3 protein-coding genes are annotated in these 15143 nt (G+C 65.4%); 2 read left to right on the plus strand and 1 reads right to left on the minus strand.

The features are described from left to right. Positions 1-57: 57 nt before the first annotated feature. A complete protein-coding gene (locus tag FJ527_RS09940) occupies positions 58-12471 on the minus strand; it encodes a hypothetical protein (protein WP_246677702.1) in 12414 nt (4137 codons plus the stop codon). 334 nt (positions 12472-12805) lie between these two features. On the opposite strand from FJ527_RS09940, the gene FJ527_RS09945 reads away from it, so the two are divergent. Next, a complete protein-coding gene (locus FJ527_RS09945; protein ID WP_246677703.1) occupies positions 12806-13327 on the plus strand; it encodes an invasion associated locus B family protein in 522 nt (173 codons plus the stop codon). A gap of 336 nt (positions 13328-13663) precedes the next feature. Then, positions 13664-14908: a Xaa-Pro peptidase family protein gene (locus FJ527_RS09950; protein WP_140822934.1), complete on the plus strand. Its 1245-nt coding sequence runs from the start codon at positions 13664-13666 to the stop codon at positions 14906-14908. Positions 14909-15143: the final 235 nt, after the last annotated feature.

Here is a 15143-nt window from a genome sequence, read left to right on the forward strand (position 1 = left end):
ATTTTTACTAATTTTTCGCCATCATCGTAAGCACACTTGGGAAAATACTTAGCGCGTTTACGGGGCGACTGCAGGAGGTAGTACCGGCAAAGATCCCGCCAGCGTGATCGTTCCAGCGCCACCTGTCGTATCGACGGTAGACGAGCCAACATTGTCGTCCTGAACCACGCCGGTCACGGTGCCGGACGCCGAACCGTTGGTGGACAGGTTGAAGTGCGTGTTGGCGTTGAAGTTGCTCAGGCCGACATCGACGACTCCGGTGGCCGCGCTGACAAACGTATTTTGTGTGGCGGGCACGCTTGAGCCGAGCACAAGATTCATCGTGCTGGTGTCGGTGGCGGTGGCGCCGTTGTCGACAAAAATTCCCCAGCCGTTTTGCGAATTCGGGCTCGACTCGACGTTGCCGAACACCGAGGCATTCATGGTCGTGCTGCCGTCATTGTTCTGCAGGTGGATACCGGCATTGCCGTAGCCAGAGAGCGAATTGTTCTGGATCAAAACCGTCGTCGCGCCGGCGCCGGCCGAACGGACGAAGATACCGTCCGCGTTGGCGCCGCTCTTAGCCGGCCCAATCGTGTTGCTGGCGATCGTGCCGGACAGCGTGCCGTTGTCCTGGCCCTTGGCTACGAACACGCCAACCGTGTCGTAGGCGTTTGCCGCATCGCCACCGGTGTTGAGCATGGTGTTGTGCGAAATATCGAAAGTCGTCGTCGCGGCGGAGACGAGGCCGCCGGAGCCGCTGCGGATGTCAACAGCCGTGCCGCCGCCGGGGACGATCACCTGGCCGTTATGGAACGTGTTGCCGCGCACTACCGCGTCCATATGGGCGTTGTTGTTGGCAAGGAATGCGATGAAGTCGGCGCGGGTACCGGCGAAGGTGCTGTTGGTCAACGTGTAGTTAGCCGTCGCACTGTTGAACACCTGTGCTCGGACGTTGTCGTTGCCGCCTATCGCATTGATCAGGCCGAACTGAATGTTGTCCATCGTCAGCCGGGTCAGCGTACCACTGGTATTGTAGAGATCGACGTTCTGGTTATAGCCGCCCGAGATGCTGGAGTTGGTGATCGACGAAATGCCGAGCAGATTGTCAAAGCGGACCGAGCTTTCCTCGCGATCGCCCGCAAGCGTTGTCCCGTTGACGCCGCTGATGGTCGTGCCGGTCATCGTGAAGTTGGTGACATTGTTGCCGTAGACGGCGAAGTTCGTGAAGTCGTTCAGCTGCATGTTGGCCAGCGACACATTGGCCGTGTTGCGCAGGAAGATACCGGTCCCGTTGGTTCCCGAAGCGGTCTGGCCGCTCGCATCCGAGCCGTTGAGGATATCGCCGCCGGTCTTGTTCGAAATCGTGCCGCCGGAGCCGGCCGACCCCGTTCCTGTCACCGTCAGTCCACCGCTCGATCCGGTATTGTCTAGCACGATGCCGGCATTGGCACTTGAGCCGTTGGACGAAATGCTGCGGAAGGTCAGGCCCGCCCCGCCAATGGTCGTGTTGGCGACATTGAGCGCGGTGCCCGCGCCCGACGTGATTACGTTGCTGGTATTGGAGGCAATAACCGTGCCGCCGCCGGTTGCGTTGAAGCCGGTGGTGCCGCTGCTCGATGTGTTGATGGTCAGCGTGTTGGTGAAATTGATATTGGTGCCGTTGGTGCCGCCATTGCTCACCAGGTTGATGCCGTGGCTCGAGCCGCTCGACGACACGGTTCCGTCGAATGAGATCGTGCTGGCGCCGCCGCCGGTGCCGGTGTGGTTCTGGACGTCGATCGCGGTGGCGTTGGCGGTGTGCGTGATGGAGCCATTGTAGTCGATATTGGCCGAGCCGCCGCTGACGTTGAACGCCGTGCCCAAGGCACCGCTCAGCGTACCCGTGCCCAGGTTCACCGTGCCGGTGACGTTCGTCAGGCTGACATTGTTGGCGCCGCCGCCTGATGTGGTCGAGGTGAAATTGATGCCGGCGGCGATGCCGTTGAGGTTGATCGCCTGGGCGGCCGTCGTGCTGATCGATCCGGTGGCGACATTGACCGTGCCGTTACCGGTCGCGGTGAAGGCCGTGTTGCCACCGCCCGTCGTGATGGCGAGGTTGGCGAAGCTGACGGTTGAGGCCAGGCCGCCATTGTCGATCGAGACAGGGGTGCCGGTGTTGGCGGTGAGACTGACCGCGCCGGTGAAGCTGACCGTGTTTATTCCGGTCGCGCCAGAGATGGCGATGCCGCTGGCCCCGGTGCTCGTCCCGATCATGCCGGCAAAGCCGAAGCTGCCGCCGGTGCGGTTGGTGATGCGAATAGCGGTGCCGACGACGCTGGAGACCGAGCTCGTGCTGTCGAAGCTGATGGCCGCGTTGCCGCCGGCGACGGACAGGCCGCCGCCGCCCGACGTGACGACTTTGGTGGCGGTGACCGTTCCGGAGGCAGCACCAAACTTGATGGCGGTGCCGGCCGCGCCCGTGGAGAAGAGGGAAAGATTGGTCAGCGTCGTCGTGCCGGTGGCGCCGGCGCCGAAGTCGATATCGGTGGCGGTGACGTTGCGGATCCTCATGTTGCGGATCGTGGCGTTCGCCGTTGCGCCGCTGATGCCGATCGCGGCATTTGCGCCCGAGCCGTCGCTACCGTCGATGGTAAAGCCGTCGATGATGTTGCCGCCGCTGCCCAGCGTGACGATGCTGCTGCCATCCGAGCTTGTCAGCGTCGCCGCGCCGCCGGACGTCTGATCGGCGATCGAGACGTTATTGCTGGCCAGCTGGATCGTCGACGGCACGGTCAGCGCCAGGTTGATGTTGCCGGCGCCGAAGCCGCGCACCTGCTCGCCGGCCTGCAGCAGCAGCGTGTTGTCGCCTCCCGCCGCTGTGATGACGCCATTGTTGACGAGAACGAGGATGTCGTTTGGCCCGGCCTGGAATTCCGCCGCAGCCAACGTCATCAGATTGCTTTGATCCTTGCCAAGGCCATCGCCGGTCGCGGTGGCGCCGACGAAATAGATATTGCCGATACCGAAGCCGAGGCCCGGGCTGGCCTGGAAGTTCACGTCCTGGACGTTATAGGTGCCGAGCGTTGGCGCGCTGGAGGCGTCGATGCCGACATTGGCGCTCACGGTCGAACCCTTGTCGGTCGTCGATTCGCCGTCGCCATAGGTGAAGGCAAGGTTCGTCGTGCTGTTCAGGAATATGCCGGTGTTGGTACCGGCGATGCTGGAAAATGCGCCGCCGACCGCGGCGTCACCGAGGCGTACCGTCGATCCGCCGGTCGCGCCGCGCAGGTCGACGCCGATCGAGGAGCCCGCGCCCACGGCGGCATTGGTGACGTCGAAATCATTGGCGGTGATCGCCGCGTCGATGATCGCGCCATTCAGGTCGAAGGCAACGGCCGAGCCGCTGTTCAGGCCGATGCCCAGATCAGTGAAAGACAGGGCCGCGCCAAGCGTGCCGGACACATCGATGCCGCGCGAGGTTATGCCCTGCAGGTCGACCGTGCCAAGTGCGATGGCGCCGCCGGAGACGTTGTTCAGCGCGATGCCGGTAGCGGCGCCATTGGCAGAGACGCTGGAGAAATTCACGCCGCCAGCACCAACGGTCGTACCGCTGAGATCGAGTGCGGTTCCTGACCCGGTCGTGATCGTGTTGCCCGAGCCGGCGACACTGATCGTACCGCCCGTCGCGGCTATGCCGGCGCCGGTGGTGGTGTCGATGTTAGCGAGGCCGGTGACGGTGAGCGTGCCGCTGGCCCAGCCGATGCCGCCGCCGGTCGTGTTGTTGACCGTTACCGTGTTGAAGTTGAACGTGCCGGTATTGGTATTGATGGCGCTGACGCCGGCGCCCGACGTGCCGGTGATGCTGGTGGCGCCGGTGACGGCGAAGGTGCCGGCAACACCGTCGAAGATGATGCCGCTGGCGCCGCCGGTGGCGGTGACGCTGCCGAGCGTCATGTGGACCGTCAGCGGGTCGAGATTGATGGCAGTGCCGTTCGTGGTGTCGACCGAGCCGCCCGAGCTGTTCAACGTGAAGGTCGTGCCACCCTTTTCGTTGACCAGCAGGCCCGTGCCGCCATTGTTGGCAATGCTGAAGGTGCCAAGATCGAGCGTGCCGCTGGTGTTGAGCAGGTTGAGGCCGTCGCCCTGCACGCGCGCACCAGTTGTGCCGACGGTGAGGGTGCCCGCGCTGACGGTGCCGCCGCCGCCCGTCGAGTCGAAAGTGGCACCGTTAAAAGCAATGCCGCCGCCGATGCCGCCGATGACCGTATTGTTGGCGAACGACCGGATCGCGATCGTATTCTGAATGGCGCTGACGCTCTGGCCGAGGAAATTGGCGGCAAGCGCGGTCCCTGTCGACTGCAGCGTGTTGCCGTCGATCGAAAGCAGGAGCCTGTCGGCAGCCGGCGCGCCGCTGGTGGTAAAGTCGAGCGCCCTGCCGCCGGCGGCGATGTCGTTGTTCCTGAGGAAGAAGCTGGAGGCGGTCGCCACGCTGCCCGAGACGCCGGTGCCGCTGCCGGTGTTGCGGATGATCAGGTTCTCGATGCCGCCGGTGAGGACGCCGGTGCCGGTCGTCGCGAAATTGACCACCGAGGTGGCGGTGTTGCTCTGCAGGATCGGCCGCAGCGTATCGATGCCGCCCGGCGCCGAGATGATCGGCGAATTCTGCACCGTGGTGAAATGGAATGCCGCCGAGGCGCCGCTGCTGGTGTCGACACCAAGCTGCGAGACATCGACGGCCGCATCGCCGCTCTTGAAGGCTAGCAGCACCTGTCCGTCGTCGAGTTGGAACGAGGTGCCGCCCAGGTCGATCGTCTCCTGGCTGCCGGTGCCGTTCTTGTCGATCAGCACGATGACATTGGCCGTGGAATTCTGGGCGTTCGCATAGGTGCCTGGATTGAGCAGGCTGCCGTCGCCGAGAGCGCTGGCGTCGGCGGTGACATAGTAGACGCTGATCGCCGACAGGTTGGAGGTGTCGCCGGAGAAATTGACGTCGTTGAAATTGTAGTCGCCCGATGTTGGCAAGGTATCGGTGGCGTGAATGACTTGGCCGCCGCCGAAGGTCGCGATCGACGACGCCGCCGGACCCGCTCCGTCGCCGAAGACCAGCCCGGCATTGGTGGCGCTGGAGAACTGGACGCCCAGCGCGACATTCTTGATGGTCGAGAACTGGTCGCCGGGGTTGTCGGTTGTGTCGGTGTTGCCGAGCTGGATCGTGCCGGTGCCGGTCGTGCCGGCCATGTCGATGCCGATCGTGCCGGCGAAGCTGCCGCCGTCGACGTCGAAATCGCCGGCCGTGATGGTGCTGGCGCCGAGCGCGGCGCCGTTGAGGTCGAGGCCGATCGCGTCCGCCGCGCCGAGCCCGATGTTGAGGCTGGTGAAATTCAGCGTCGAGCCGAGCGTGCCGGAGATATCGACGCCATGCGAGGTGATGCCCAGCAAATTCGCGGCGCCGAGGCTGACGGTGCCGCCGGAAACATTGTTCAGCGCAATGCCGGTCGCCGCGCCGTTGACCGAGACGCTGTCGAAAGTCACGCCATCCGGGCCGACCGTCGCGCCGTCCAGGCTGAGCGCGGTGCCGGTCGTCGTGGTGATGGTGTTGCCGGTGCCGCTGACGCTGACCGTGCCCGGGCCGGTGGTGCTGGCGGTGAAGCCGGCGCCGCTCGAGGTGGTGATCTTGAGGTTGCCACCGGTGAAGGCGAGCGTGCCCGTGCCTTCGCCCGGGCCGATGCTGGGGGCCTTGACGATGGCGCCGTTGGCGCCGCTGCTGGTGTTGAAGATCTTGGACGTGCCGGAGAAGGTGGCCGTTCCCTTGGACGATCCGTCAAACAGCACGCCAATGCCCTTGCCGGCATGATTGATCGTGCTTGAAATGTTGTAGGCGCCGTTGGCGTTGCCGGTGAAGGTGAAGGCCGCCGTCCCCGCCGCCGCCGCGTCCGTGGTCGAAACGACCGAACCGCTCATGTTCAACTCGGTCCAGTCGCCGCCGGCGGCTTGCAGCACCGTGCCCGTATCGACCTTGATCGAACCGTTGTAGTTCAGCGTCGCATTAACAAGGTCGTTGCCGCCGGAGAGAGCTATGGCCGACCCGGTGGTGCTTGTCGTCGCGCCGATGCTGGCGACGCCGCCGTTGCCGCCGACATTGACGGTCCCGGTCTGGAGGACGGCAAACGCAATGCCGACCTCGCTGCCGTCGATGGTCAGGGTGGATCCGGCGACATTGGCGATGTTTATGGTGCCGACCTGGCCGCTGATCTCGAACCCTTCATGGCTGGTGTCGAGATCGTTCGTGCCGGTGAAATTGACCACGCCGGGGCCGGACAGGCCGGACAGCGAGGCGCCGATATAGCCGGTATCCTTCAGCCCGCCGATGTTGACATTGCCCGCCAGGTTCATGCCTGACAGGAACACGCCGGCGCCGCCGCCCAAGGCGCTCGTGGATACCGCCGAGATGCTGTCGAAGGTGACACCGCCGACGCCGGCATCGGCGCCGACCGCCAGGAGACCGTTGCCGCCGGAATTGATCTTGTTGCCGCTGCCGGTGACGGTGAAGGTCGAGGAGCCGAAGTCCCCGATGGCTATGAAGCCCGCGCCTGTTGTCGTCGTTATGTCGAGGCCGCCATTGGTGAAGTTGATGGCGGAGTTCGTGTTGGGGGTCGGCGTGCCCGAAGGCCAACCGCCGGGGAGGCCGAGATTGACACCATCGGCGGCGCCCGAGCTGATCTGCTTGGTCGTACCCGAGAAGGTGATGGTGATGGAATCGTTGCCGGCAACGAAAATGTTGCCGCCGGCCGCCGCATTGCTGTCGGTCAAATTGCCCGACAGCGCCACCGAGCCACCGGTCATGCTCTGGATCGAGACGGCGGCGCCGCTGCCGTTGGTGGCGATCGTGCCGCCATAGGAGATATCAGCAGTGCCGCCGCTGGCGGCGTTCGCCGAGCCGACATTGAACGACGTGCCCGCACCGGTGTTGGTCAGCGTGCCGGTGCCGAAAGCGGCCGTGCCGGCCAGGCTCTGCAGGTCGATGCCGTTGCCGGCGCTGAACGTCGCGCTGGTGGACGTGAAATGAATGTCGGCCGTGATGCTGTCGAGCGACGCCGCTTGCGCGTCCGTGGCATTGATCGTTCCCGCGTCGACCGTGATCGTGCCGCCGCCGGTGGCGGTGAAGGCCGTCGTTCCATTGGTGGAAACGTCCAGATCGGCGAAGGTGATTCCCGCGCCGCTGTTGTTGGTCAGCGATACGCCATTGCCGCCGATGGTCGCCTTGTCGGTGAAATCGACCAGGCCGCCGGTGCGGTTGGCGATCGAGACGCCGCCGCCGGTCAGCGTGCCGGCCGGCCCGCCATTGGGCAGGTTGCCGCGCGTCAGCGTGATGTTGCCGTTGCCGCCATTGGCGTCGAGCAGCGTCCCGGCGACGTTGATGTTGTTGTTGGTGATCGAGACGTTGCTGGTGAGGCCATCGACCTTGAACGCCGTCTGACCAACGGCGACATTGCTGACCGTGACGCCATCGATGAAGATGCCGCCGGCATTGCTGAAACCGGCCGCACCCTGGTCGATCAGGAAGACCGAGCCGCTGGCGCCAGTGAAGTCGAAGGCGGTGTTGCGCACCTGATTGCTGCCGAGCAGATGCATGGCGTCCGCTGTGCCGGTGACGACGCCCTCGTCGCCGGTAACGTTGCCGCCGGTGGCGCCGAGATTGCCCTGCACGTTCACCTGCTGGAAGGTGCCGGACACGGCGATGACGTTGCTGTTGCCGAAGCCGGTGATCGACTGGCCGGAATCGAGTGTGAACGGCGTTGCGCTGAGATCGACGGTGCCGACGAAGGCGAAGGTCTGCGTGCCGGTCATGAGATCGGCGTCGGCAAGCGAAATCGTGGTCACCGACTGGCTGAGGCCGTACGTGCCGACGGCGATGACGCCGCCCGATTGCGAGACCATCGTCACCGCGCCGACCGCCGAGGGCAGATTGGCGCTGCCGGTGAAGAACACGTCGTCGAAATCATAGTTGCCGAGCGTCGGGTCGAGCCCGACCGTGTTGACGGTGTAGCCGCCGGCCGCCGCGCTGATCGACGACTGCAGTCCGTCGGCCGAAGTACCGTCGCCGAAGGTGAAGTTGGCGTTGGCGGTGGTCGCCGTGGTGAGGCTGGACGACAGGTCGACGCCGATATGGACGTTGCTGATGCTTGAGCCGCGCAGGAAGGTGATGGTCTTGTTGCCTGTCGTCGACGACAGGTCGATGCCGCGCGAGGTGGCCTCGCCGGTGCCGGTGATGGTGGTCACGCCGAAATCGGCCGTCGTCGACGAGCCGCTGAAGTCGATTGCCGTCTGGTTGGCGCCGGCGCCCATCGTCACACTGGTGGTGCCGAAGCTGACATCGGCGTTGATGCCGCCGAAGTTGATGCCGGCGGTGTTGGCCGCCGAGCCCAGCGTCACATTGGTGGTGCCGAAAGTCACCGAACCGGAATTGCCTGAAATGTCGATGCCATTGCCGGTTGCACCCGACACGGTGACCGCGCCGAAGGTGGCGCTGCCGGCGACATTGGAGACCGACAGGCCGTTGCCGACCGCGTTGGTGATCGAAATTGGGGACGTGGCGTTGAAGGTCGCGGCCGCGCCCAAGCCTGCGATGATCGCGCCACCGCCGCCGCTGGCGGTCAGCGCCGAGTCGGTGAAGCTGATCGTGCCACCCGTCGGCGCGGTGGTCGAGCCGATGGCGAACAGGTTGCCCGCGCCGGTTGAGGTGACCGGACCAGTGAAGGCGACCGAGCCGCCGGTGATGCCGTCGACCCTGACGGCCGTGCCGGGCGCTGTCGCCGAGCTGTTGATGGTCGCGCCGATCGTGATCGCCGCGCTGCCGCCGGAGACGACGACGCCATCGCCCGTGCCGGAATTGGTGATGGTGCCGCCAATGTCGATCGTGCCGGTGTTGTTGGTCAGGCTGACATCGGCGCCGGCGATATTCGTCGTTACGAGGTTGCTGACGCCGACGGTCGCGGCGCTGTTCTGAACCAGGAAGCCGGAGCCTCCACCCACCACGGTGTCGACCTTGGTCGTGCCCTGGAAGGTGTATCTGCCGCTGGCGACATTGTCGAGACTGATGGCGACGCCGCTGATGCGATACAGGTCGACGCCACCGAAGTTGACGTTGCCGCCGCTGGTGTTGGAAATGGCGATGCCGGTCGAAACGCCGCCGCCCGAGCCATCCACGGTGACGCTGGAGAAGTTCACTCCGGCCAGGCCGATCGTCATGCCGGCGATCTGGATGCCCTTCTCGTCCGGCCCCAGGCCGGTCGCCACGGTATTGCTTGCCCCGTACACCGTCAGATTGCCGCCATTGACGGCGCTGAAGGCAAAGCCGCCATCGGCTGTCAGATCGAGACCGCCGACGAAAGCAATCGCGCCGCTGGCATTGCCGGTCAGGTCGATGGCGTTGGCCGCGCCGGTGCTGGCGGTGATCTTGCCGCCGAACCTGGCGAAGCCGCCGTTCATGGCGTTGATCTTGACCGCGCTCGCGGCAGCGGTCTGGTTGATCGTGCCGTTATAGATGAGATTCGGCGTCGAGGAATCGATGTTGAACGCCACGCCTGTCGTGCCGGCGATCGAGCTCGCCGCGTCAAAGGTCAGGGTCCCGGTGGTGCCGCCGGTGATGCTGACGCCCGCGCCGGCGCTGGCGATATCGAAATTGGTGAACGTGCCGGTACCGCTGAAATTGTCGAGCGACAGGCCTGTCGCGACATTGCTGACCGTAACGCCCTGCACCGCCAGGCCGGCAACACCCGTCCCGTTGATCGCCGCGCCGCTGCTGCCCGAAATGTTGAAATCCAGCAGCGAGTTGCCGTTGCCCAGCGTGACGACGTCGCCGGCGCCCGAATTGGTCAGCGTCGCCGCCCCGGTGCCGGGATCCGAAACGACCTGGTCGTGCTGGATGTTGGTCCCGGTGACGTTGATCGGCACGCCGCCGAGCGAGAAGGAGCGGCCATTGCCGAAGGACGCCAGCGTCTGGTCGTCGCTGAGCGAGAAGCCGCCCGACGCATTGATCGGCGTGTTGCCGGCGTCGTTGACCAGCACGAAGATCGCGTTGGCGTCGGTAATGCCGTCGGCGGTGCCGATCGACGCCAGGTTCGCAAGCGAGGAGCCGTCGCCGGCACCCGAGGCTGCCGCGCCGACGAAGATCACGTTCTGGAGGTCGAACAGCTGCGGGCCGCTGAACGTCGTCGAGCCGAAGGCATAGAGGCCGAGCGTCTGGTTCAACCCACGCGCGTCGAGCGAGGCGGTGACGCCCGCGATCGAGCCGCCGCCGAAGCTGAATTGGGCATTGGCCGAGTGGGCCAGCGAGCCGGCGATGCCCAGGCGCACGCCCGTGTCGACGCCCGAAATGGTGCCGCCATTGGTGATGATGATCGAAGCGCCGCCGGTCGTGTCGGCGAGATCGATGCCGATCGAGCCGGCGCCCGATCCGCTGATGTTGGCCGAGAGCGCCGTGAAGGGCGTCTGGCTGCCGGAGAAGTCGAGGCCGGCATGGCCGAGACCGAGCCCGGAGATGACGATGTTGCCGGCCACAACCGCCGCGTTGACGCCGCTGAACGACATGCCGTCGCCGCCCGGCGCCGTGATGTTGATGTCGCCGAAGCGGATCGTTGCCGGCGAATCGGAAATGGCGATCGCCGGTCCCGTCGTGTTGGAGATCGTGGTGGCGCCGTTGACCGTGAAGCTGCCCGAGACATGGTCGAGCACCACGCCCGATGTGCCGCCGGTCTGCGAGATTGAATCCAACACCACATGCGCGGTGATCGGGTCGATGAAGATGCCGGCGCCGTCGTCGCCCAGCGCCGTGTTGCCCGACACCTGGCCGCCGGTGGTGGTGAAGCTGCCGCCGACGGCGGTGCCCTTCACCGTTATGCCGGCATCCTGGTTGTCCTGAGCATTGAGGATGGCGAAGCTGTAGGTTCCCTTGCCCGTAATATCGAGGCCGTCGTCCTGGTTGCCCGACAGCAGCGTCGTGCCGGTGAAATTGTAGGTGCCGTCGCCTTCGATGTGCAGGCCGTCGAGGCCGTTGCCGGTGGCGGTGAAATTGGACGCGCTGACATTGGTCGAATTGCCGGTGAAGTCGGCGCCATTGCCGCCGGTGCCCGTTACCGTGACGTTGGTCAGCGTCGTGCCGGTGACGTTGTTGCCGAAAATGCCGTCGCCGCCGCCGGTGATGGTGATGCCGTTCAGCGTGTTGCCATTGCCCAGCGTGATGACGGGGTTGGCGACGTTGGTGCCCTGGATCGTGCCGTCGCTGCCGCCGAGGTTGAAGGTGGCCGTGCCGCCGCCGAAAAGCTTTGCGGTGACGCTTTCGCCGCCGCCGATGACCGTCTGGCCCGTGGCCAGCGTCACGCCGCCAGTCGTCAGATTGCCATTGCCGCCGAGCGCCACGACGAAGCCGCCGTTGCCGGCCTTGGTGACGGCATCGTCCAATGTCGTCGGGTCGGCCTGCGTGCCGGCGCCGGCCAGGCCGCCATCGGCGAAATAGAACTTTCCGAACGCGGCATTGGTGGCGGCGTTGATGGCGACGCGGGTCGTCGTGCCGCCGGTCTTGTCCTGGCTCTGGATGCGGACGCCGATATCGCCGCGCACCCGCTCGTTGACGCGCTTGCGCAGGCCTTCGCTGACCGGATAGACCGGATCCGCCCCGATGGCCGCGGTGCTGTCCGAGCCGCCGCCGGGATTGAACGGGATATTCAGCCGCACGCTGCCGGCGAACTGGGTGTCGTCGCGATTGTCGTTGCGCACCTCGCCGGTGAAGGTCAGCGACGTTCCGGTGCCGAAGACATCGCCGATCTCATATTCGATGCCGGCCTTGGCGCCGGTGACGCCGCCGTCATCACCGTGCGGATCCTCGAAATGGTAGCCGCCAATGTCCAGCCGCAGCGAATGCTTGTCGGGCAGGTTGAGCGGCACCTTCGCCCCAACCTCGCCCTCGATGCCCCAGGCCGCGTAGTCGCGATGGTCGAGCACCGAGATCTGCTCGATCAGCTGGTTGGAGACCATCGACAGGGTCGAGCTGGTCGAGTGGTCGGTCGAGTCGCCCTTGATCGGCACGAAGACGTTCACATGCGCGTCGAAATTCGGCGTGATCGCCTCGACGCCCAGCGTGCCCCCGGTGAACTGCGTGCCGCCGTAGCTCTCGGCATTGAAATAGGCATAGCCGCCGAGCATCAGGTCCGGGTTGACGATGCGGCGGATGCCGAGGCCGATATCCTGGCCGAAGGCGTCCTTGAAATCGTGCTTGGCCCGCACATCCAGGAACAGCACCGATTCGGCGCTCTGCTTGATCGGGATGAAGCCTTCGAGCGCGGCGTTGCCGCCATTGTTGTCGGCGCCGATGATGGCCCGGACCTGCGGCTGCCAGAGCCCGGCATCGTCGCCATAGGCGGCCACGCCCGAGAGCGCCAGCGCCAGCGACGTAAGCGCCGTCGTCTTCCAGAGCTGCCTTGCTATGCTCGAACGGCGATAACCGGCGCGCATGTGGAACCCCTCCCCACGCGCCGCCATCTCACCAACTTGCCGAGACTTCTCGGTAGTTCCCATCCCTGGCGAGTCCTTCTGGGACTACACGTCCCGCGTGCCGATGTTTAATGGAAATCCATTGTATAGCGAGTCCCCAATGATCAAACTGCTGCTGTGGCCCACCAAAGTGCCTGTCTGTGGCAATATGGACACAGTAGATTTGCCGGCTTGCTTCGGTGGATTCCTGGCTTTCAGGCTGGATTGGAGTGTTGTATCAAGCCCTACTGCGGGAAATACCGGTGGGGCCTAAAAGAACATGAGAGTTGTTTTAGCTATAGCTAATACTTTGAGCTTGGCCGCAGGTATTGGCGCCCTGTGGCTCATCCTGTCGAGCGCCGGACCCGCACTTGCCGAGGAAGCCGCCAAGCCCCAACCGGCCCAGTCAAAGCCGGCCGACGCCAATCCCTGGGCGGTCAACTGCTCCAGCGGCTCGGCGAGCTCCGAACTTCAATGCCAGGTGTCTCAAAACCTGACCGAGGCGAAGACAGGACAGCGCGTGCTTACGGTGACCGTTCGCCGCGACAACGGCAATGGCAGCCTCGCCATGCTGCTCGCCTTGCCGCACGGCCTCTTCCTGCCGTCCGGCGCCAGCTACCAGATCGACCAGGGACAGAAGACGACCATCGCCATCCAGACCAGCGACCAGAACGGCGCCTATGCCGCCACGCCGCTGCCGCCGGACCTCGTCAAGGCGATGAAGTCGGGAACCAATCTGAACATCGGCATGGAGTCCGTCACCCGCATGCCGGTCACCATCCCGGTGTCGCTGGCCGGCTTCACCGCCGCCCTGACCAAGCTGGAATCGATCAAGTAGCGGGTTCGCCGGCAACCGCGGCCGACATCCTATCCCTTCGTCATCCACGGGCGGAGCAGCCGCGGCGCGGCGTCGCGGAGACCCGAGGATCCATGCCGCGACCGTGCTGGCGGGTGCAGCGGAGCAGAATCTGGACCGTGGCAACGCTCCGGAGTCCCGGCATGGATCCTAGGGTCTGCGCTGCGTCGCTGCGCTCCTTGCTCCGCTCTAGGATGACGAAGTCGTGGGCGTCTCCGCTCCGCACTCAAGGTATCAGTGCGTCAATACGAGCAACCGTCTTGATTGTCCGCACCCGCAATGCTCCGTTGCCGGTTCCACGCAGACGGAGAAAGTCTCATGACGGGGTTTGTCGACCGGCAGCGCGCCACGCAGTTTATGCAACGCGCCGGCATCGCCGCGCTGGTGCTCTCAGCGCCCGAGGCCTTCCATTATGCGACCGGCGCTTCGATCGGTCCGGCCGGCCTGTTCCGGCGCGCCGGCGCCGGCTTCGTCGTCGTCCCGGCCAGGCAGGACCTGCCGATCGGCGTCGTGGTCGCCGACTTCAATGCCACGCAACTGCGGACCGCCGCGCCCGAGATGGTCGTGCGCTCGCACCCGATCTGGATCGAAGCAGCGCCGATCGAGACAGGAGCTGCCGGGCTGCCCCTGGCGGAGCGTATCGAGGCTGGCCTGGCTTCGCTCGGCCGCGCGCCGGATTTCGCGCGTCCCGCCACCTTCGACCTCGCCGGCTCGGTGCGACAGCTGCAGGCAATCCTCGCCGATTTCGGGCTGGAGCGCGCCACGCTCGGCCTCGACCTCGACTTCATTCCCGCCGCCGATTTTGCCGCCATCCAGGCGCTGCTGCCGGATAGCCCTGTTGTGGACGGCTCGCTTGTGCTGGACCGGCTGCGCGCGCTCAAGTCGCAGCGCGAGATCGACCTGCTGCGGCAAGGCATCATCCTGTCGGAAGCCGGCCTGGAGCGGCTGCAGGTCGATGCCATGGCCGGGATGCGCCAGAGCGATCTCGTCGCGCTCTACCGGCAGGGCGTCGCCACGGCGGCGGCTGGGCTATCCCACCCGGTCATCACGGCCGAATATGTGACGCTGGGCGCCCGGGCCAAGGGCGCCGACACCAGGGCCGTGGCGGGCGATCCGCTGAAATGCGACATGGTCTGTACGGTCGGTGGCTACGCCTCCGACATGTCGCGCAACTTCACCTTCGGCCCGCCTTCGGCTGATCAGGCCGAACTGCACGCCATTGCCGAGCGCGCCTTCGACGATGGGCTGGCCGAGCTTGTTCCCGGGAACACGCTTGCCCATGTCCACCGCGTCGCCACCGACAGCCTGGCGCGCCAAGGCCTGCGCTCCTACCGCCGCGGCCACTTCGGCCACGGCGTCGGGCAGTCGGTCTTTTCCGAGCAATGGCCGTTCATATCGGCCGGCAGCGAGGTCGTGATCGAGGCCGGCATGGTGCTGGCCTTCGAAATCCCGCTCTATATCGACGGCCTCGCCAGCTTCAACCTCGAGGACCAGTTCCTGATCACGCCGGATGGGCCGGTCGCGATGAACCGGCTGCCGCGGCGGCTGGAGGTGATTGGGTAGTAGGAGGCTTGAGATCTGCACCTCCGGAAATTGGCTGAGGTCCCTCCACCTTCGTCATCCACGGGCGGAGCAGGAGCGAAGCTCCGTCGCGGAGACCCGAGGATCCATGCCGTGACCTTTCCGTGGGGTGTAGCGGAGCAGAATTTTGGACCGCCGGGAATGCTTTGATGTCGCGGCATGGATCCTGGGGTCTGCGCTGCGTCGCTGCGCTCCTTGCTACGCCCCAGGATGACGA

It is taken from the genome of Mesorhizobium sp. B2-4-18, assembly GCF_006441385.1.
In the GTDB taxonomy this organism is placed as follows: Bacteria; Pseudomonadota; Alphaproteobacteria; order Rhizobiales; family Rhizobiaceae; genus Mesorhizobium; species Mesorhizobium australicum.

What these genes read in the sequence shown, in the direction of transcription:
- FJ527_RS09940 (WP_246677702.1), bottom strand. Translation starts at nt 12,471, where the DNA reads ATGCGCGCCGGTTATCGCCGTTCGAGCATAGCAAGGCAGCTCTGGAAG.
- FJ527_RS09950 (WP_140822934.1), top strand. Translation starts at nt 13,664, where the DNA reads ATGACGGGGTTTGTCGACCGGCAGCGCGCCACGCAGTTTATGCAACGC.